The organism is Bradyrhizobium sp. DN3, from assembly GCF_041357655.1.
Classification (GTDB): domain Bacteria; phylum Pseudomonadota; class Alphaproteobacteria; order Rhizobiales; family Xanthobacteraceae; genus Bradyrhizobium.
Map to the genome: position 1 here is coordinate 32,901 of NZ_JAULLN010000039.1, position 19,801 is coordinate 52,701.

Annotated in this window: 16 protein-coding genes; 11 read left to right on the forward strand and 5 right to left on the reverse strand. The window is 65.7% G+C overall.

Going from position 1 to position 19,801, the window contains the following annotated elements; genetic code table 11:
- Positions 1-9 precede the first annotated feature (9 nt).
- From AAE027_RS35715 to AAE027_RS35730, 4 genes are read left to right on the forward strand one after another with little or no spacing between them, the layout of a single operon-like run.
- Positions 10-939 (forward strand): RND family efflux transporter, encoded by a 930-nt coding sequence (locus AAE027_RS35715; protein WP_091899067.1) that lies wholly within the window; start codon positions 10-12, stop codon positions 937-939.
- Positions 939-4,088 carry an efflux RND transporter permease subunit gene (locus AAE027_RS35720; RefSeq protein ID WP_370990578.1) on the forward strand — a complete coding sequence of 1,050 codons (3,150 nt, stop codon included), beginning with the start codon at positions 939-941 and terminating at the stop codon, positions 4,086-4,088. Before AAE027_RS35715 ends, AAE027_RS35720 begins: the two co-directional genes overlap by 1 nt.
- A gap of 32 nt (positions 4,089-4,120) precedes the next feature.
- Complete coding sequence (locus AAE027_RS35725) at positions 4,121-4,453, forward strand: DUF6883 domain-containing protein (protein ID WP_370990579.1); 333 nt, start codon at positions 4,121-4,123, stop codon at positions 4,451-4,453.
- A complete protein-coding gene (locus AAE027_RS35730) occupies positions 4,396-4,686 on the forward strand; it encodes a DUF4926 domain-containing protein (protein WP_370990580.1) in 291 nt (96 codons plus the stop codon). Before AAE027_RS35725 ends, AAE027_RS35730 begins: the two co-directional genes overlap by 58 nt.
- A 7-nt stretch (positions 4,687-4,693) precedes the next feature.
- Here the strand turns inward: AAE027_RS35730 and AAE027_RS35735 are convergent, their stop codons facing one another.
- On the reverse strand, positions 4,694-5,368 hold the full coding sequence (locus tag AAE027_RS35735; RefSeq protein ID WP_128930729.1) for a Crp/Fnr family transcriptional regulator: 675 nt from the start codon (positions 5,366-5,368) through the stop codon (positions 4,694-4,696).
- A 248-nt stretch (positions 5,369-5,616) separates the two neighbouring features.
- Here AAE027_RS35735 and AAE027_RS35740 point away from each other — a divergent pair, with 248 nt between their 5' ends.
- Together AAE027_RS35740 and AAE027_RS35745 are read left to right on the forward strand one after the other, a co-directional pair.
- A complete protein-coding gene (locus AAE027_RS35740) occupies positions 5,617-7,671 on the forward strand; it encodes an AsmA family protein (protein ID WP_370990581.1) in 2,055 nt (684 codons plus the stop codon).
- Positions 7,672-7,887: 216 nt separating this feature from the next.
- Complete coding sequence (locus AAE027_RS35745; protein WP_370990582.1) at positions 7,888-10,335, forward strand: adenylate/guanylate cyclase domain-containing protein; 2,448 nt, start codon at positions 7,888-7,890, stop codon at positions 10,333-10,335.
- Between the two features lie 209 nt (positions 10,336-10,544).
- On the opposite strand, the gene AAE027_RS35750 is transcribed toward AAE027_RS35745, so the two are convergent.
- On the reverse strand, positions 10,545-10,949 hold the full coding sequence (locus AAE027_RS35750; RefSeq protein ID WP_370990583.1) for a PIN domain-containing protein: 405 nt from the start codon (positions 10,947-10,949) through the stop codon (positions 10,545-10,547).
- Entirely contained in the window at positions 10,946-11,176 is a 231-nt protein-coding gene (locus tag AAE027_RS35755; protein ID WP_091897901.1) for an AbrB/MazE/SpoVT family DNA-binding domain-containing protein, read from the reverse strand. The genes AAE027_RS35750 and AAE027_RS35755 overlap by 4 nt, the downstream gene beginning before the upstream one ends.
- A 238-nt stretch (positions 11,177-11,414) precedes the next feature.
- Here AAE027_RS35755 and AAE027_RS35760 point away from each other — a divergent pair, with 238 nt between their 5' ends.
- Entirely contained in the window at positions 11,415-12,242 is an 828-nt protein-coding gene (locus AAE027_RS35760) for a hypothetical protein (protein ID WP_370990584.1), read from the forward strand.
- On the opposite strand, the gene AAE027_RS35765 is transcribed toward AAE027_RS35760, so the two are convergent.
- Together AAE027_RS35765 and AAE027_RS35770 are read right to left on the reverse strand one after the other, a co-directional pair.
- The gene (locus tag AAE027_RS35765; RefSeq protein WP_370990585.1) at positions 12,243-13,511 is read right to left on the reverse strand and encodes a Spy/CpxP family protein refolding chaperone; all 1,269 of its coding nucleotides are present in this window, start codon (positions 13,509-13,511) and stop codon (positions 12,243-12,245) included. It abuts the gene before it with no gap.
- A gap of 170 nt (positions 13,512-13,681) precedes the next feature.
- Complete coding sequence (locus AAE027_RS35770; protein WP_370990586.1) at positions 13,682-14,737, reverse strand: LysM peptidoglycan-binding domain-containing protein; 1,056 nt, start codon at positions 14,735-14,737, stop codon at positions 13,682-13,684.
- Positions 14,738-14,914: 177 nt separating this feature from the next.
- Here AAE027_RS35770 and AAE027_RS35775 point away from each other — a divergent pair, with 177 nt between their 5' ends.
- From AAE027_RS35775 to AAE027_RS35790, 4 genes are all read left to right on the forward strand, one after another.
- The gene (locus tag AAE027_RS35775; protein WP_370990587.1) at positions 14,915-15,607 is read left to right on the forward strand and encodes a hypothetical protein; all 693 of its coding nucleotides are present in this window, start codon (positions 14,915-14,917) and stop codon (positions 15,605-15,607) included.
- A gap of 108 nt (positions 15,608-15,715) precedes the next feature.
- Complete coding sequence (locus AAE027_RS35780) at positions 15,716-18,379, forward strand: bifunctional diguanylate cyclase/phosphodiesterase (RefSeq protein WP_370990588.1); 2,664 nt, start codon at positions 15,716-15,718, stop codon at positions 18,377-18,379.
- 324 nt (positions 18,380-18,703) lie between these two features.
- On the forward strand, positions 18,704-19,666 hold the full coding sequence (locus AAE027_RS35785; RefSeq protein WP_479714261.1) for a helix-turn-helix transcriptional regulator: 963 nt from the start codon (positions 18,704-18,706) through the stop codon (positions 19,664-19,666).
- Between the two features lie 56 nt (positions 19,667-19,722).
- The coding region (locus tag AAE027_RS35790; protein WP_479714262.1) for a helix-turn-helix transcriptional regulator at positions 19,723-19,801 on the forward strand (79 nt) is incomplete at its 3' end.

Genomic DNA, 19,801 nt, shown 5'->3' on the forward strand with positions numbered 1-19,801 from the left:
GATCCGGCGATGAACCTTTCCGCATATCTCAAGCCGGCCGGAACGGTGGCGTTCGTCGTCGCGCTCGGCATCGGCTATTATCTGTTCGAGCATCGGCGCCGCCCCGAGGCGAAGGAAACGCCGGGCGAGGCGCTCGTCATCGTGACGAAGTCGACCAATGCCTGCTTCTCCGACCTCGTGCGGGTGACCGGCTTCTTTGTGCCGCGCCGCGAGGCCGTGGTCGTTGCCGACCAGGAAGGCTCGCGGGTCACCGACCTCTTCGTCACCGAAGGCACTGTTGTCACCGACAATCAGGAGCTGGCGCGCCTGACCGCGCCACCGCAGATGCCCGGCCAGCCGCAGCGCCCCGGCCCGCAAGGCCCGCTCTCGCTGAAGGCGCCTGCGCCGGGCCTCGTCACCGAGGTCCGCACCATCGTCGGCGCGCCGGCCTCGCCGCAGGCCGGCCCGATGTTCCGCATCGCCGTCAACAACGAGATCGAGCTCGACGCCCAGGTCCCGGCGGTTCACATGCCCAAGCTCAGCTCCGGCGCGACCGTGCGCATCAGCCGCGACGACGCGCCTGATCTGATCGGCCGGGTCCGGCTGGTTGCGCCCGAAATCGACCGTACGACCCAGCTCGGGCGCGTCCGCATCAGCGTCACCAACAATCCCTCGCTGAAGGTCGGCGTATTCGCCCGCGCCTCGATCGACGCCAAGCGAAGCTGCGGCGTCTCGATCCCCAAGACCGCGATCGACCATCTCACCGTGCAAGTCGTCAAAGGCAATATTGTCGAGACGCGCAAGGTGCGGGTCGGACTGTCGTCCGACAGCGCGACGGAAATCCTGGAAGGGCTCGAGGTCGGCGAAATCGTCGTCGCCGACGCCGGCTCTTCGCTCCATGACGGCGACCAGATCAAAACCATGTTCGCCGATGAACTCGATCGCACGCGAGTACGCTGATGGCTCTTAATATCTCGGCATGGTCTATACGTCATCCGCTGCCGTCTGTCGTCTTTTCGATCATCCTGCTGATTCTCGGCTGGACCTCCTTCACCAAGCTCGCGATCACACGGCTGCCGTCGGCCGACATCCCCGTGATCTCGGTTGCGGTCTCGCAGTTCGGCGCAGCGCCAGCCGAGCTCGAATCCCAGGTCACCAAGACGGTTGAAGACGCCGTCTCCGGCGTCGAGGGCGTGCGGCACATCACCTCTTCGATCACCGACGGCCTGTCGGTCACAACGATCCAGTTTGCGCTCGAGACCAACACGGACCGCGCGCTCAACGACGTCAAGGACGCGGTGACGCGCGTGCGCTCCAACCTGCCGCAGAACGTCACCGAACCGCTGATCCAGCGCGTCGACGTCATCGGCCTGCCGATCGTCACCTATGCCGCGATCTCACCCGGCAAGACGCCGGAGCAGCTCTCCTATTTCGTCGACGACGTCGTCAAGCGCGCGCTGCAAGGCGTGCGCGGCGTCGCCCAGGTCGAGCGCATCGGTGGTGTCGAGCGCGAGATCCTGGTCTCGCTCGATCCCGACCGTTTGCAGGCGATGGGGCTGACCGCGGTCAATGTCAGCCAGAGCCTGCGCGGCACCAATGTCGACGTCGCCGGCGGCCGCGCCGAGATCGGCAAGAACGACCAGGCCATCCGCACGCTCGCCGGCGCCAAGACGCTGGGCGATCTTGCCGGCACCATGATCCCGCTGTTCGGCGGCGGCGAGGTCCGGCTCCACGATCTCGGCACCGTCACCGACACCATCGCCGACCGCCGCACCTTCGCCCGATTCAACGGCGAGCCGGTGGTCGCGCTCGGCATCAAGCGCTCCAAGGGCGCCAGCGACGTGAAGGTGGCCGAGGCCGTGCAGAAGCGCATCGACGCGCTCAAGACTGCCTATCCCGACGTCGATTTGAAGCTGATCGACACCTCGGTCGAATATACCAAGGGCAATTACCACGCGGCGATCTCGACCCTGTTCGAAGGCGCCATCCTCGCCGTCGTGATCGTGCTCCTGTTCCTGCGCGACCTGCGCGCGACCATCATCGCCGCGATCTCGCTGCCGCTGTCGATCTTCCCGGCGTTCTGGGCGATGGACCTGCTCGGCTTCTCGCTGAACCTCGTCAGCTTCCTCGCCATCACGCTGTCGACGGGTATTCTGGTCGACGACGCCATCGTCGAGATCGAGAACATCGTCCGGCACATGAACATGGGCAAGTCGCCCTATCGTGCCGCGTTAGAGGCTGCCGACGAGATCGGCCTCGCGGTGATCGCGATCTCGCTGACGATCATCGCGATCTTCGCACCCGCGAGCTTCATGTCGGGCATCGCCGGGCAGTTCTTCAAGCAGTTCGGCATCACCGTTTCGGTGCAAGTGTTCTTCTCGCTGCTCGCGGCCCGCTTCGTCACCCCAGTGCTGGCCGCCTACTTCCTCAAGCACAGTTCGCATGAGGAGCCGCCGCCCGGCCGCATTTTGCGGTCCTATCATGGAATCGTGGCCTGGTCGGTGAGGCACTATTTCATCACGGTGCTGATCGGACTCGGCATCTTCGCCGCCTCGATCTGGAGCATCACGCTGCTGCCGCAGGGCTTCCTGCCGGCGCAGGACAGCGCCCGCTCGCTGCTTGCGCTCGAGCTGCCGCCGGGCACTCAGCTCGCCTATACCGAAAAGGTCACCGAAGACATCGTCGCGCGCCTGCGCAAGCGGCCCGAGGTGAAGAGCATCTTCGTCGACGGCGGGCGCGTCCCGCCGGGCACTCAGGAAGTCCGGCGCGCCGCCCTGATCATCAACTACACGCCCAAGGACAGCCGCGACATCACTCAGCGCGAGCTCGAGTTCTCGATCAGCCAGGAGCTGGAGAACGTTCCCGACATCCGCTTCTGGTTCCTGGACGAGAACGGCTTGCGCGCGATCTCGCTGGTGGTGACCGGTGTCGATCCCAACATCGTCAACAACGTCGCGAGCGAGCTTGCGACGCAGATGAAGCGCATTCCCACCATCTCCAACGTGATCTCGGAAACCTCGCTGGAACGACCCGAGTTGCGCATCGAGCCGCGCGCCGATCTCGCCGCGCGGCTCGGCGTCTCGACCGAAAGCCTGTCGCAGACCATCCGCGTCGCCACCATCGGCGACGTCGGGCCTGCACTTGCCAAGTTCGACGTCGGCGACCGCCTGGTGCCGATCCGTGTTCAGCTCGAGGACGCCGCGCGCGGCAATCTGAAGACGCTCGAGCAGCTCCGCGTGCCGCTCGGCGAGCACGGCGAGAAGGGCGGCGTGCCGCTCTCGGTCATCGCCGACGTCAAGCTCGACCAGGGCCCCACCAGCATCAACCGCTACGACCGTGAGCGACAGGCGACCGTCGCGGCCGACCTCGTCGGCTCCGCCGCGCTCGGCGATGCCACCAAGAAGATCTACGAGCTGCCGGTGATGAAGAGCCTGCCGAAGGGCGTGAAAGTCTCGCCCTCCGGCGACGCCGAAAGCCTGAACGAATTGTCTGACGGTTTTGCGACCGCGATCACGGCCGGCCTGATGATGGTCTATGCCGTGCTGGTGCTGCTGTTCGGCACCTTCCTGCAGCCGATCACCATCCTGTTCTCGCTGCCGCTCTCGATCGGCGGCGCGATCGCCGCCTTGCTCGTCACCGGCAAACAGCTCACCACGCCGGTGTGGATCGGCATCCTGATGCTCATGGGCATCGTCACCAAGAACGCGATCATGCTGGTGGAATTCGCCATCGAATCCATTCACGCCGGCAAGCCGCGCGAGGAGGCCATGATCGACGCCGGCATGAAGCGCGCCCGCCCGATCGTGATGACCACGATCGCGATGGCCGCGGGCATGATGCCGAGCGCGCTCGCGGTCGGCGCCGGCGGCGAGTTCCGCTCACCGATGGCGCTCGCGGTGATCGGCGGCCTGATCTTCTCGACCATCCTGTCGCTGGTGTTCGTGCCCGCGATGTTCATGGTGATGGACGATTTCGGCGCCCTGATCTGGCGCTTCGGCAAGCGGCTGATCGTGCACGGTGAGGACGCCGCGGTTGCCGGTCATCACGGAACGGCGCCGGCGGAAGCTACCCCGGCGCCGAAGAACATCGCGCGCCCAGCGGCGGAGTAGAGTTAGCGGGAACGAAACTGGGTGCCATCACGATGCATATTCCGAATGGCAAGAAGGCTACTGTCGACATTCGGAAGCTCGAAGACTATTGCCTGAACCCCTCGCATCCGCGCGGTCGACACAAAGCGAGAGTTTTCCGCGACGCTCTCGATCTTCAGCGCGGTGATGCAACCTGGCTTCGCAGTGCGCTCCTCGATGCAGTCCTTTCCGGCGATGCGTCCCAGATTGCGACAGATCGCTGGGGCAGCCACTGGCGCATGGATATCCTGCTTAGGCGACAACAGAAGCAGGCTGTGGTAAGAACTGCATGGATCATACGGACCGGCGACGACCGGCCGACATTCGTCACCTGTTGGGTGCTATGATGAGCGTAGCGAGCAAGAGAGATCGGGCGCCGGCGACGCTGGATGTCGTCGCTTTGCTGGCGAGCCTTCCAGAGCACCGCTTGGCGCGAGGAAACGTCGGCACGATCGTCGAAGAGCTTGACGACAAGACGGTGCTCGTCGAATTCAGCGATGATGACGGCCGATCATATGCTATAGCACCGTGCCTGCGGTCAGAGCTGCTAACCCTGCACTATGTGCCGGAAGCAGCTTAACTACCTCCTACTCGTTCCGAGCGATCGCCGTCAGCTTGGTCATGTTCCGCAGCAATATCCGGCCGCGCTGGAGATCCAGGATCGCCTCCTTGCGCCAGGCCTGAAGCTGGCGGTTGACGCTTTCGCGGGCGGCGCCGACGAAGACGCCGAGCTGCTCCTGCGAGATGTGCACCTCGGAGCCGAAATCGGCGGCGAGCGCGCAGAGCCGCCGCGCCAGCCGCACCGGCAGCGGCTGAAGCATGGATTCCTCCATGCGCTCGCTCTGCCAGCGGATGCGCTGGCAGAGCAGCGCGATGATCTTGATCGCGACCTTTGGCTCGCGCTCGAGGAAACCGAGGAAATCTTCGCGCCGCAGCACGAACAATTCGCTCGCCTCACCCGCGGTAGCATCCGCCGTGCGGCTCTGGCCGTCCAGCACCGCGACCTCGCCGAACAGGTCGCCCGGCCCCATGAAGTTCAGCGTCAGCCGGCTGCCGTCGGAGGCGCCGGTCTCGATGCGGACCTGGCCGCGGCGCACGCCGAACAGCGCGTTTCCGGGATCGCCCTTCTGAAACAGCACCTCGCCGCTCCCCAGATGCTGGGTGTGGCAGAGATTGGACAGCCGCTGGAGTTCGTCCGCACCGAGATCCGCGAACATCGCGTTCATCTTCAGGATGACCGCAAATTCGGCCTGCTTGCTCATTTCAATGTCCTCGTCAATTTACTCGTGAATGTCCTTGGCAAATCGCTTGGAACCATCAACATCAGGATCGCGTAAAACCGCGCCGGAGAAGTGTGTCATAAGTCACATAACTTTGCAGCACCCCCCGACTATTTTTGCGCGCTTGGAGCCGCTTCCCGTCCCGGGATAAACTCAGGCACAAAAGACGGGCGCAAAGGACAGTTAATCTGCCGGGTTCGCTGCCGATCGTCCGTCGTTGGGAAGTCGACATGAGAGCACTGAAATTCGTCGGCGCGGCTTTGGCTGTCGTCATCATCGCCATCGCGGTCCTGCTGGTGGTCGGAATCCCCTCCGGCTTCCTGACCTCGACAATTGCCGCGCGGGTCGAGAGCGCGACCGGCTATCGCCTGTCGATCGACGGCACCACCAAGATCAGCCTGTGGCCGACGCTGAACGTCACGCTGAACGACCTCACGCTGCAAGACCCGAAGGACCGCAGCGGCATCACGCGCCTGACGGTCGACAGCGTGCAGGCCGACATGTCGCTCTCCAGCGTCTGGTCGGGCCACCCTGAGATCAGCGAGCTCGTCGTCACCCACCCCGTGCTCTACCAGCCGCTGCTGCGTGAGCGGCTGCCGAATGCCGGCACCGCGTCGAAGCTGCCCGCGCTTGACACGAGCGATGCGACCATCGACCGCGTCAAGGTCATCGACGGCGAGGTTGCATTCGCGCGGATACGCGATCGCGTCGAGGGCCGCATCAGTGCCATCAATGCCGATGCCGTCGTTGGCGGCGACCGCAAGGTCAACATTACCGGCACCGCACGCGTCGGCGAGCACCCGACCAAGTTCGACATCAAGGCGGCCACACCAGCGGCGCCGGGCGACCGGCCGACGATTCCGGTCGACTTCGCCATCGACATGCCCGACGTGCTGAAATCCCAGCTCGCAGGTCACGCCGACATGCGGCTGAGCGGCGATGTCGTGATGATCAACGGCGTCAATGGCAGGCTCGGCGACGGCGCCTTCAACGGCTGGGCTTCGGTCGACATCGCGAGCAAGCCGCTGGTCAAGGTCGATCTCGACTTCCAGCGGCTCGCGATTCCGCTGGCGAAATCGCCGGAAGGCACGGCCGGACAACCCTGGAGCAATGCGCCGATCGACGTCTCCGGGCTCAATTATGTCGACGCGCAAGTCAGGATCTCGGCGAACGAAGCCGTGATCGGCGATGCCAGCCTTTCGCCGCTCGCACTCGATGCCAAGCTCGCCGGCGGCGTGCTGAAGGCCGGCACCGCCAATCTCGGCGCCTATGGCGGCCAGGTCTCGGGCGAGGTGATCCTGGATGCCACCACCGGCGCGCCGAGCTTCGCCATGCATTCCGATCTCGTCGGCGTGCGGGCGCGGCCACTGCTCCAGGGCCTTGCCGAATTCGACCGGATCGACGGCAGGCTGCAGGCCAAGCTCGCTTTGCGCAGCGCCGGTACCAGCCAACGCGCGCTGATGGCGAACATGCAGGGCACGGCCTTCGTCAATTTCCAGGACGGCGCGATCCGCGGCATCAATGTCGCGCAGATGATCCGCTCGCTGACCACGAGCACGCTGTCCGGCTGGCAAGAAAACCAGGACCCCGGCAAGGAGCAGAGCACGGACTTGTCGCAGCTCTCGGCCTCCTTCCGCATCGACAAGGGCCAGGCGGTGACGACCGATCTCAATCTGATCGGACCGCTGGTGCGCGTGACCGGCGCCGGCACCATCGCCCTCGACACCAAGATGATGGGCTTTCGCGTCGAGCCCAAGCTCGTGATGACGACCGAGGGCCAGGGCCGCACCTCCGATCCGGTCGGCTTCGGCATTCCCGTGATGATCCAGGGCACCTGGTCGCAGCCGCGGATCTATCCAGACATGGCCGGCGTGCTGGATAATCCGGACGCCGCCTATGCCAAGCTGCGCGAGATGGGCAAGGGCCTGTTCGGACCTGATGGCGCCGGGCTCGGCAATATCCTGGGCGGCCTCGGGCTGGGCGGCACCACCGCACCGGGCGGTGGCAACGCGACCGGCAATGCCAATCCGCAAGGTCAGCCGCCGGGACAGAACAATCTGCTCGGCGGCCCCTTGGGCGAAGCCATCGGCAATCTGATCCAGCAGGGGCTTTCCAGCGGCGCGGGATCCAACACTGGCGCCGGCCGCAGCCGCAGCCTGCCGGCGACGCCATCCACGCCGGCTCCACAGGCCTCGCCTACGGCCCCCGCCCCGGAGGACCCGCCGGTCGCGCAGCAGGACAGTCAGCCAATGAACGACGTGCTGCGGCAGCTCTTCAATCGATGATGGGCGGACGCAGGCTGCGGCAATTCAACCGCTTTTCCAACTGCCGCTTTTCCAACTGCCCCTTTGCCACCGCTTCTGACGTCCACAGCGGGTAACCACAACGGCGGCTCGGCCGGCCCCTTGGCAATCCCCTGGCCCAAATTGTGGTAGAACGGGCTCGAAAGGGCCCGTACGGCCGGCAGCGCGCAGCGTCAATGGCGGCGCGAGAGGATCGGGATGGCAGGAGCGAACGACAAGACACGGTTTCTGCGCGAGGGCCTGTTCGCCAAATATGTCGTCTCCCTCGTCGGCCTCGTCGTGTTCGTGCTCGCCGTCAACGGCGCGATGGAGACCTGGATCTCCTACCGCGCCACCCGGACGTCGCTGACCGACGGGCTGGAGGACAAGGCGCAAGGCGCCGCGCGGCGGATCGAGCAATCGATCTCGGAGCTCGAGCGCCAGATCAGCTGGGTGACGCGCGCGAGCCAGGACACGCTCGAAAAGCGCCGTGCCGATTACGCATCGCTCCTGCATCAGGTCGCGGTCGTCAACCAGCTGTTCCAGCTCAACGGCGAGGGCCGCGAGGTGCTGCGCGTCTCGCGCCAGTCGACCACGACCGGCAGCAATGCCGACCTCTCCCGCGACATGCGCTTCACCGACACCGTCGCCCGCGGCGTCAGCTACGCGCCGGCCTGGTTCGCCGACCGGACCCCGTTGATGTCGATCTCGGTGGCGCATTCCGGCTTCAACGCCGGCGTCACGGTCGCGGAGATCGATCTCAGCTTCCTCTCCGACTTCCTCTCCGACGCCCAGGTCGGCAAGGCCGCGTTCGCCTATGTGATCGATCCGCGCGGCCGCGTGCTGGCGACATCCTCGAAAGGGCCCGACATCGGCAAGGACCTTTCGAAGCTGCCGCAGGTCGCGGCCGCGATCGCACCCGGCCGTGAGCCCGACACGTCGGGCACCGATTTCAACGGCCATGCGGTGATGAGCGCCGCAAGCACGATGCCGAAGCTCGGCTGGAGCGTGCTGTTCGAGCAGCCGACCACGCAGGCCCTGATGCCGATCCGCGACCAGCTCGTGCGCATCGCGCTGCTGATCGGCATGGGCCTGATGGTCGCGATCCTCGCCGGCACGCTGCTCGCCCGCCGCATGATCATCCCGATCACGGCGCTGCGCGACGGCGCGCACAAGCTCGGCGAGGGCGATTTCAGCCACCGCATCGACGTCCACACCTCCGACGAGCTGGAAGACCTCGCCGGCCAGTTCAACCGCATGGCCGATCAGATCCAGGAGACCTATTCGAACCTGGAGACCAAGGTCGAGGAGCGCACCCGCGATCTCGCGCAGTCGATCCACGAGCTCAAGGTGCTGGAAGAGGTCGGCCGCGCGGTCTCTTCCTCGCTCGATCTCAATGCCGTGCTGCCGACGATCGCGGCCCGCGCCATCGAGATCACCCGTGCCGATGCCGTGCTGATCTACGGCTATGACGCGGAACAGCGCCGCTTCAACCTGGTCGAGGCGGGCGGCATCGACAAATCGGCCGAGGGCGCGCATGTCACCATCGACGAAGGCGAGAACATCCTGAGCGATTCGGCCGGGAGCGGCGAGCCGATCGCGCTGGCCGATCTCGACCAGGCTTTCGAGCAGCCGCTGCGCGACGCTGCCGTCAATGCCGGCTTCCATTCCGTGCTGGTGGTGCCGCTGGTCGATCAGCAGGGCACGCTCGGCTCGCTGGTGGTGCTGCGCCGTGCCAGCGGCGCATTCGCCCCCAGCATCATCGGCCTGATGCGCACCTTCGCCAACCAGGCGGTGCTGGCGATGCGCAATGCGCGGCTGTTTACCGAGGTCGACCACAAGAGCCACGCGCTGGAGACGGCGAACGAGACCGTGCGCGCCCAGGCCGACAAGCTGCGCGAGCAGACCGAGCAGCTCAAGGACTGGAACAAGTCGCTGGAGGCGCGCGTCAAGACCCAGCTCGGCGAGATCGAGCGCATTCGCAAGCTCGAGCGTTTCCTGGCGCCGCAGGTGGCGCAGCTGATCGCCTCCTCCGACAGCCCCGAGGGGCTGCTCACCAGCCAACGCCGCGAGGTGACCGTGGTGTTCTGCGACCTGCGCGGCTTCACCGCGTTCACGGAAGCGACCGAGCCGGAGGAGGCGATGAACGTGCTGCGCGAATATCACGCGGCGCTCGGCAAGCTGATCTTCAAATATGAGGGCACGCTCGACAAATACGCCGGCGACGGCGTGATGATCCTGTTCAACGCGCCGATTCAATTCGAGGACCACATCCAGCGCGCGGTGAAGATGGCGGTGGAGATGCGCGACACCATCGGCCCGCTGACCGAGCGCTGGCGCAACCGCGGACATAGCCTCGGCTTCGGCATCGGCATTGCGCTCGGCTATGCAACGCTCGGCCAGGTCGGCTTCGAGCAGCGGCTGGAATATGCCGCGATCGGCAGCGTCACCAACCTCGCCTCCCGCCTCTGCGGCGAGGCCAAGCCCAACCAGATCGTGGTGAGCCGCCGCGTCTACGGCATGGTCGAGCCCTGGGTCGAAGCCCGCGCCCTCGACGATCTCCAGCTCAAGGGCTTCAATCACCCCGTGCTCGCGATGGAGATCCTGTCCTGGCGCGACGAGGTCGAGAACGTGGTGGATGCCGCGGCGGCACGGCGGAGAGGCTGAGCGGCCAAACAAAAAGTGCGAAAACAACCCCATGCACAGTAGACGGCGGCTTTGGGATCAATGACTTAGGCGGGCCTTGCGCGGGTGCCGGCGTGATTTGACACGTCGGGCGCTCAGGCTGATTTCGCGACGTTACGAAAGCGCTCCAGAGACGCTCTGATCGCGCAGATGCGTAAAATTCCAGATCTTGGCGACGTGAGGCTGGGCGTTCACGGTGCGCTCCCGAGAAACGGATTGACGATGGTGAGCCCGCCGATGCTGCGGCCGTGTTGCAGGTCTTCGCTGTAGAGCGTGTCGCAGCCGGCCTCGACCGCCGCAGCGACGATCAGCGCGTCATAAAAGGCAAGGGTGTGACCGCTGGCAAGCGCAAGCGCCGCGGCGTGCGTGTGTGATGTCAGCGGCAAGATGTCGGGAAAGCGAAAGCGGAGGGACTGCACAGCTGCCTCGATCATTGGCCAATCCTGCTTCTGCTTCTTACGCAACACGTTGGTGAACTCGCTCAGCACCTGCGCGCTGATGACACCACCGCCAGCAATCGTGTTCAGCGCCCGCTGGCGCTTTGTGTCGGTCGAATAGGCGTAGATCAGAATATTGCTGTCGAAGAAGGCGCTCACCGCTCGTTCGCCTCATCGCGATCGAACTTGTAGCCTTCGGGCAGGGGAAACTGGAACTGCTCTACCTGCCTGAGAAATTCCGCTCGCTTGTCGATCTTCTCTACTGCGAGCCGGCCCTTCGAGGCCTCCACCACGTTGAGTTCGTCGCCGGGCGAAAGATTCAGGGCCTCGACAAGCGCCTTGGGCAGGCGAACCGCCAAGCTATTTCCCCATTTGGAAACCAGCACGGAACCCTCCATGATATACATCAAGCTAATGTATATTATAAAATGGATATCATTTCTCCTCAAGAGGCCTGCAGCCGATGCCTTCTTGGGAGGCGCACCGGCGAAGCCGAGGATCTCGCGCAATTCACCCTCCCACGAACCATATCCCGCCTCCCTGCGACCAATCCTCGCTTCGCGAAAATCCGGATGGAGACGACCTGTGGCGTTTGCCTTGCCTTCGCGTGCTTATGATTTGCAGATGCTGGACCGTCCCGCCGACCGTGCGCGCGATCATGGCTGGGTCTATGGGCTGCCGCCGGGCATCACATCCGAACAATGGCCGCTCGATCCGGTCAGCGGCTATCCGCTGATGCACGGCTTCACGCTTCTGCTGCCGGAGGATTATCGCGTGCATGGCGAAGACATCGCCGCGGTGTCGTTCTTTGCCACCGCGCCCGATCACAATGACGGCGGCGCGCCCGACGACCCAGAAATCCGCGAGGCCATGCTGACGCTACCAGCGCATCCGCGGCTGTCGCGGATGACCGACGTCCTTGACTACGAATATGCTGCGCTGCTGCTGACCAAGGCCGAATATGAGGGCGCGCTCGCGACCCCGCCGGCGCCGCTGGCGCTTGCGACGGCCGAGCGCCCGCGCTGGCTCGACGTCGGCGGCGCCAGCGCCTTCTTCGAGGCCGCGCCGCCTTACGGGCAGAAGATGTTCGCCAGCGCTCCGCGCACTGCTCTCATTGAAAATCGCGCGATTGCCTTGACGCCGCGCGCGAGCGATCCCAACGCCGGCAAGGGCCCGCAGGACGAGCACACACGCGAGAAGCCGCCGACCGGCTATCAGCCCTACTACTATTACGTCGGCGGCGTGCCGGGCCGCGACAATTTCCGCCTGCACGATTGGAGCAAGGACCACGCCCACAATCATCTCGGCGGCACCATGCGGCCGTGCCAGGCGGTGCCGGAGATGAGCCCGTTCTACATCGAGTTCGAGGAATATTTCGGCGGCTATAATTTTGGCGGCGGCAATGCGCAGCTCGACTTCAGGGACATGAAGTTCGACTGGGCGTGCGGGTGATCACGCCCCCCGCTTCGGTCCGATCGCCTCGAAGCCGGCCTTTTGCTCGTCGCTCAGATCGGCCTCGAAATCGTCGAGCGCATCGCTGATGCCGCCGACCGCTTGCAGCATCGTCTCAAGTCGCGCCTTCACGGCGGCGAGGCGGGCCTGCGGTGTCGCGGCGGTTTCCGCCGGGCAGGCGCTCAGCGTCTCCATGGTGCGCAGCGTGGTGTCCTGGAGCACCTCAAAGCGGGCGCGGGCGGTCTCGTCGAGCTTGAGCGTGGAAGCAATCTCGGCAGCGGGCCATTGCTGCTGCATCAGCTGCTCGTATTGGCGCTGCGCCTTTTCGTCATAGCGGGGATCGTAGCCCGGCTTGCATGCGGCGGCAGCCTGCGCGTCCTTGGGCTGAGCTGCGGCAAGCGCGGCGCGACGCTCATTGCCGAGCGCATTGAGTCTGGCTTTCTGGTCGTCATTGAGGAGGCCGACGAATTTCGAAAGCGGCGACGCGACCGCGTCAATTGCCTTGATCATGGCCTCGAGCCGCTCGCGCATCAGGCCGAGGCGCTCGGCGGCGGTGGCCGGGGCCTGCGCCGGGCAGGCGGCCCGGATGGTGTCGCGCGCAGCATTCCAGGCGGACGCGAGCTCGTCGAGCGCGGTGCGCTGCGATTCGTTCGGCGCTAAAGCGGCAGTGATGCGTTCGACCGGCAGACCGCCGGTGTCGCTGGCTTCGCAAAGAGTCTCCGCGGACGGGGTGCGCCGCGCGCGCCGGCCTTGCGGCGCGGTGTAGGCGGCAAGCTCCGTGGCCGCATAAGGCGTGAAGATGGCGGCATAGATGTCGCCATAGCCATAGAGCGAGAGGCTGGTGGTGTCGCCGAAGATGATCGCGGTGGTGAGATCGTCATGCGCGAACGGCCAGAACACCGGGCCGACCCAGCCGTAGCTGCCGTCGAGATGGCGCCACCAGCCCTGCGGACGGCGACCGCCCTGCCAGCCCGACAGCGCGGCCTGTGCGGTGAGCGCCGCACGCAGGACGTAAGGGTTGGCCGGCTGGCCGCGCTCGCCGCCGCGGGGATCCTGCGACCTCAGCGCGGCCGAGCGGTAGCGGCCACCGCGCACCGCCATGCGGGCATGGCGCAAGCGCGACAGGCCGATCATGTGGCCGACGGCAAAACGTGCAACGCCGAGCGGGCCGCCGCGCAATCCGAACTGGGCCTCGGCCTTGTCAGGCAGCACCACGGCTCCAAACAGGAGGACAGCGCCCGCCAGCGCCAGTCCCATGCGTCTGGACATGAAAACTGACCTGACCACCTCGGCCTCCTCCCAACGCCAAGCGCGCACTGCGTCGCATCACAATGACGCGCGGGGGAACCGATTGTTCCGGAACCACAGGGGGCAAAGCGTCGCGGGCAACTGCTTATCTCTCCCGCTTTTGGCGAGAGGGAGAGGAAAGACCGTTCCCGTCACTGCGCCTTTGGCGGCATCACGAAGGTCTGGCCGGGATAGATCAAATTGGGATTGTGGATCTTGTTGCGGTTGGCGTTGAAGATCACGGCGTAGCGGGCGCCGTCACCATAGGCGAGCTTGCTGAGCGCCCACAGGCTGTCGCCGCGGGAGATCACACGGCTGCCACCCGCTTCCGCAGGTGTGGCGCTAAGTGCGTCCGCCGGGGAAGCCGATGCGACTGCGGTCGCCGCTGCCCGGGCCATGACCTTCGGCTTCGGAGCACCCATCAATCTGGGCCGAGCCGTGGGCCTGTCGGGCGCTGAGGCCAGGTGTGGCGATGCCGAGGGCAAGGAGGCCACGACTTCAGGCTTGTCGTCAGGCTTCTCGGCCTGTTTCGCCTCTTGTTTCGCTTCTTGCCGCACGGCGGGTGCCGGCGGCGGCGCGGCCTCGGCAATGGTCACCGGCATGCTGCGGCTGGATTGCGTGACGGTCCCGTCGGTCGATTTCGCCCGCAAGGTCAGCTCATAGGAACCGGCGGGAAGCTGCGGCGGGGTCATCACGAACTGGCCCGACGCATCGGCCGTGACGGTGTCGAGCGGCTTGCCGTCGCGCAGCAGCTCCACCTTCGCACCCGGCGTGGCCTGGCCGGCGATCACCGCCGCCTCGCCATGATCGTCGATGCGCGCGACGTCAAAACGCGGACCCGCATCCGCCGCTGCCGGCGGCGGCTTGACCGGCGCGAGGTCGGCCAGCGCCGTGACCTGCTTCTGCGTCTCGGCCAGCGCGCCCGCCTTCGGCTCGGGCGCCGGCGACGGCGATGCGGCTGGGGCCGGCGGCGCGTTGGCGGCAAGCTTTTGCTCTTCCGGCTTGGGTTCCGGCTTCAGCGCGGGCTTGGCTTCGGCCTTGGGTTCGACTTTGGCTTCGGCCTTGGCCTCCGGCTTGGCGCCGACGGCGACTTCGGTCTTCGCCTCGCCCGGCAGCAGGCGGCGCAGTTCGGTGGGGCCGATCACCAGCACGGTGCCGCCCACCGCGAGCAGACAGAAGGCAATGAAGGCCTTGGATGCGGTGATCATCGGAAATGAACCTTGGGACGCAAATCAGCCGAGGGCAGCAAATTGCGCCGATTTCGCTGCGGCAGCAAGACGATCGTTGGGATGATGCGCAGCCGCGCCCGAGATGAACCGGCAGGGCCCCGTTGGCGTCAAATCAACGAGACCGCATTGCGCCCGATTTTTTTAAGGATTTGCCCCGTGAACGCATTTTGCCGCCCTGCAACATGGCTGGCGCTTGCCCTGACGCTGGCCGCCTCGCCTGCGCTTGCTGCCTCCGGCCCGCCGCCGGGCTTCGTCCTCACCGACGATGAAGATCTCGGCTTCACCTCGCCCGACAAGGCCACCAAGCTCGAGCAGTACATGAAGGACGGCGAGGATTTCGACGTCAAATGGCAGGTGTGGGCGCGACACGGCGAAGGGATGACCGAGCTGAAGCCCGAGCAGGGCTATCCGGCCGGCTTCCGTTTCACGAGCGATTCGCAATGGCTGGTGCGGATGCAGAAGACCGGCTCCGGCGAGCAGGACCTCTTTCTCTACCATGTCGAGAAGGGCGCCTTCGTCAGCGCGACGAAGCATTCGCTGAGCGATCTCGCCTGGGCCTATTTCCACAGCCGGCCGGACACGCGGAAGATGAAGCTCGACTACCACATCTCGGCCAATCTCGTGAAAGGCACGGAAGAGGCCTATCGCGGCCTCGGCGTGAAATGGCCCGACAACCGTTACCTCGTGATCTCGCTGTCGGGCGAAATGGACAAGCACCCGAAGAACGTCGCCATGAAGGGCCTCGCCGACTGGCGCTGCCGCTATGATCTCAAGACCGGGACCTTCGACGTGCCGGCGATGTTCGCCAAGGCGAATGCGGAAGCCCTGAAGTGGGAGATCCGGCGGTGACGCCGGGGAACAACCTCCTGATTCCGTTCCGATTCATATTTTCGTAACCCTTGCTGGTAACGGGGTCTTGTCGGTTTTGCTGCATCTTGCGTCCCACGGGAGGGCTGGATGGGCACATCGATCCGATGGACCGCGCGGATGCGCGCGTTGCTGCGCCGCTGGCGCGGGGCACCGCTGACATGGCTGATCGTCGGCGGCTTCGTGCTGATGGCCGCAACCGCCATCGGCACCGCGCTCACCGTCGACCGCTTCCGGCAGAACGCGATCGAGAGCGGCCGCGACAGCCTGGAGAGTTCCGTCCGCATGCTGGCGCGGCATTTCGACCGCGAGTTCGAGGACTTTGCGGTGCTCCAGAAGAGCATCATCGCCGAGCTCGAAAGCCGCGGCATCGAATCCGCCGAGGTGTTCCGCAGCGAGATGGGCACGCTCGCTATGCACGAGGTGCTGCGCGCAAAGGCCAGCGGCTGGTCCGACGTCGCCGGCGCCAATGTGTTCGATTCCAAGGGCGTGCTGATCAACTCGTCGCGGCGCTGGCCGGTCGCCGAGATCTCGGTGGCCGACCGCGGCTATTTCAAGCGCCTCAAGAACGATCCGGCCGCGCAGGAAGAGATCGAGGTCGTACAGGGCCGGCTCGGCAACGGACCGGCGATCGTGTTCGCCCGGCGCGTCTCCGGCCCGCACGGCGAATTCCTTGGGCTCGTCTCGCGCGCGATCGCGCCGGAGCAGCTCGAATCCTTCTTCGCCTCGACTGGGCTGGGCGAAGAATCCTCGATCGCGATGCATCACCAGAACGGCCAGCTGCTCGCGCGCATCCCGCGTGTCGACGCGATGATCGGGCAGAACTACCGCAAGGGCACGCCCGAGCAGATGGCGGTGTTCGAGCGCACCTTCGTCACCACGAAGCTCGCAAGCCCGATCGACGGCAAGGACCGCATCGTCGCCTCGCGCCTCCTCACCGGCGAGCCGTTGGTGGTGGTTGCGACCAAGTCGATGGATGCGACGCTCGCCACCTGGCGCACGCAGACGAAGTTCTTCGTCACGGTGGCCGTGGTGTCGATCGGCCTGCTCGTGCTCACGCTCTATCTGATCTTCCGTCAGGTGACGCACCGGCTCTCGGTGGAGAAGCAGCGGCTCGACACCGCCATGAACACCATGACGCAGGGCCTCCTGATGTTCGATCAGGACGAGCGGCTGATCGTCTGCAACCGCCGCTATATCGAGATGTATGCCCTGTCGAGCGAGGTGGTGAAGCCCGGCGCCCATTTCCGCGAGGTGATCCAGCATCGCCACGACACCGGCTCGTTCGACGGCGACGTCTCGTCCTATTGCGACGACATCCTGAACAATGTCGGGCGCATCCAGAGCACCATCGTCGAGACCGCCGACGGCCGGCTGATCGAGATCAAGAACCAGCCGGGCGCGGCCGGCGGCTGGCTCGCGACCCATGACGACGTCACCGCGCGCATCCGCGCCGAGGAGCGTATCGCCCATATGGCGCATTACGACGCGCTGACCGACCTGCCCAACCGCGTGCTGATGCGCGGGCATCTGGAGCGCCGCGTCGCCGAGCTTGCCCAAGGCAAGCCGTTCGCGATCCTCTATATCGACGTCGACGAGTTCAAGGGCGTCAACGATTCGCTAGGACACGAGGTCGGCGACGAGCTGCTGCGCCAGGTCGCGAACCGCCTGCGCGCCTGCGTCAGCGGCAACGACATGGTGGCACGGCTCGGTGGCGACGAATTCGCCATCATCAAGGCCGGCACCCACGATGAGGCCCAGCTGACCACGCTTGCGGAAACGATCTTGAATGCCCTGCGCACACCCGTGAATTGCAAGGGCCAGGAGATTCCGACCGATGCCAGCATCGGCATCGCGATCGCGCCCGACCATGGCGATAATATCGACGACCTGCTCAAGCGCGCCGATCTTGCGATGTACGCCGCGAAGTCGGAAGGGCGTCGCACCTTCCGCGTCTTCTCACCCGAATACGACGCCAAGGCGAAGGCGCGCCGGCAGCTCGAGCTCGATCTGCGGCAGGCGCTCGCGCGCGGCGAGTTCGAGGTGCACTACCAGCCGCTGGTCGACCTCGCGGCCAATGTCGTCACCGGCTGCGAGGCGCTGCTGCGCTGGCGCCACCCCGAGCGCGGCATGGTTTCGCCCGCGGACTTCATCCCGGTTGCCGAAGAGACCGGCCTCATCGGCGAGATCGGCGAATGGGTGCTGAAGCAGGCCAGTACCGAAGCCGCGAGCTGGCCCGGCCAGATCCACGTTGCGGTGAACGTCTCGCCGGTGCAGTTCCGGTCGCGGACGCTGGCGCTCAAGGTCGCCGCCGCGCTCGCGGAGTCGGGGCTGGCGCCGGAACGGCTCGAGCTCGAGATCACCGAGACCGTGCTCATTCGCGACGACGAGGAGGCGCTGACCGTCCTCCAGCAGCTGCGCGAGCTCGGCGTACGCATCGCGCTCGACGATTTCGGCACCGGCTATTCGTCGCTGAGCTATCTGCACCGCTTCCCCTTCGACAAGATCAAGATCGACCGCAGCTTCATCAGCGACATCGGCGAACCCGAGGATTCCTCGCCGATCGTGCAGGCCGTGGTGCACATGGCTGCCGCCCGCCGCATGGCGACGACCGCCGAAGGCGTCGAGACCGAGGCCCAGCGCGAGGTGCTGCGCCAGCTCGGATGCAGCCAGATGCAGGGCTGGCTGTTCAGCCCGGCGGTACCTGCGGCGAAACTGAAGCAGCTCTTGTCGGCGCAGGCCGCGGCGGCTTGAGCCGCGCGCTCATGACTGCCGCTCGATCCGCGGTGTCCGTGACGATCGGCACCGAAGCGCTCGTGATGCGGCTGAATGCCACGCGACCGAACGCGGAACGTTCGCTCGCGACACGTGCGGGCGCCTGTCACACCTTTTGTCATAAAACGTTTCCCTCCCCGCCCCCATCGTGCGTTTGTGAAACCGTGCGCCTGCTTAAAGCAGGATCGGACAAAGCGTGGTCGCTTCAGGCAATACGCTGGGCCCTCGCAGCCATAGAACGCGCGCCGGTCCGTACAAATACGGGCGACTGATTTGAAGCTCGACTGATCAGGAGGCGCGACAATGACCGGAAACACAGCTTCCACGCGCGATCCCTCGCAGCAGGGCTTGCCACCCGCGCCTGGCGCACAGCCGGAGGACAGCTCCCGTTCCGACCGGCGCGCTGCCGGTGCGGAGATGGCGCGCGTGCTGAGGACCGAACCGTTTCGCATGGCGCTGGATCCCTCCGGCGCCGGCATCGCGCACTGGAAGCACGATCCGCTGCACGACGTCGTCGAGCCCATGGGTCACCACGTGATCATGGCCTATAACGGCGTGATGCAGCGCATGGAGCGGCGCTCGGGACGATCGGTTGCGATCGGTACGTTTCGCCCCGGGGTCCTGATCATCATTCCGGAAGGATCGAGCTCCAGGTGGGACATACCGAAACCCGTCGATGTGGTTCAACTCTATCTTCCCGATGCGACGCTGAAGCGCATTGCCGACGAGGCCGGGACCACCGGACCCGCCGACCTGCTGGAGCGAACGGCGCATCCCGATCCCATCACGTCCCGACTGCTCCTGAGCGCGGCGGACGCGCTGGAGGGCCATGGCGCGCTGGATAATCTGTTCCGGCATCAGCTGACGGATCTTCTGGCCACGCGCGTCCTGGCGGCCCATTCGGGCTCGCCGACCACGTTGCAGCCGACCGTGGGCGGGCTGTCGCCGAAAGTCCTGCTCCGTGCGATCGAACGATTGCGGTCTGACAGCGATGCGGACGTCTCGCTCGATGCGCTGGCGTCCGATGCCGGTCTGTCGCGCTTTCACTTCTGCCGCGCCTTCAAGGAAAGCACCGGGCTGTCGCCGCATGGCTGGCTGCGCCAGCACCGGCTGGAGCAGGCCATGACGATGCTGCGTGACAGTGACGATGCGGTGGTCTCGATCGCAGCCGCGCTCGGCTATTCCTCGCAGACGGCATTCGCAGCCGCCTTCAGGAAGCTGACCGGCGAGACGCCGAGCGACTGGCGGAGGCGCCACACGCGCTAACGACGGCCGCTCGAAGCGCAACGAGGCCTTCTCGATCGCGAGGAGCGCTCGTTGCGCTGGCGTCGGATGCCGGTCTGTCACGCTTTCACTTCTGCCGCGCCTTCAAGGAAAGCACCGGGCTGTCGCCGCATGGCT

Bases quoted from the DNA above. Each gene is read 5' to 3' on its own strand.
- AAE027_RS35715 (WP_091899067.1), top strand. From the start codon at position 10: ATGAACCTTTCCGCATATCTCAAGCCGGCCGGAACGGTGGCGTTCGTC.
- AAE027_RS35720 (WP_370990578.1), top strand. From the start codon at position 939: ATGGCTCTTAATATCTCGGCATGGTCTATACGTCATCCGCTGCCGTCT.
- AAE027_RS35725 (WP_370990579.1), top strand. From the start codon at position 4,121: ATGCATATTCCGAATGGCAAGAAGGCTACTGTCGACATTCGGAAGCTC.
- AAE027_RS35730 (WP_370990580.1), top strand. From the start codon at position 4,396: ATGGATCATACGGACCGGCGACGACCGGCCGACATTCGTCACCTGTTG.
- AAE027_RS35735 (WP_128930729.1), bottom strand. From the start codon at position 5,368: ATGAGCAAGCAGGCCGAATTTGCGGTCATCCTGAAGATGAACGCGATG.
- AAE027_RS35740 (WP_370990581.1), top strand. From the start codon at position 5,617: ATGAGAGCACTGAAATTCGTCGGCGCGGCTTTGGCTGTCGTCATCATC.
- AAE027_RS35745 (WP_370990582.1), top strand. From the start codon at position 7,888: ATGGCAGGAGCGAACGACAAGACACGGTTTCTGCGCGAGGGCCTGTTC.
- AAE027_RS35760 (WP_370990584.1), top strand. From the start codon at position 11,415: ATGCTGGACCGTCCCGCCGACCGTGCGCGCGATCATGGCTGGGTCTAT.
- AAE027_RS35765 (WP_370990585.1), bottom strand. From the start codon at position 13,511: ATGTCCAGACGCATGGGACTGGCGCTGGCGGGCGCTGTCCTCCTGTTT.
- AAE027_RS35770 (WP_370990586.1), bottom strand. From the start codon at position 14,737: ATGATCACCGCATCCAAGGCCTTCATTGCCTTCTGTCTGCTCGCGGTG.
- AAE027_RS35780 (WP_370990588.1), top strand. From the start codon at position 15,716: ATGGGCACATCGATCCGATGGACCGCGCGGATGCGCGCGTTGCTGCGC.
- AAE027_RS35785 (WP_479714261.1), top strand. From the start codon at position 18,704: ATGACCGGAAACACAGCTTCCACGCGCGATCCCTCGCAGCAGGGCTTG.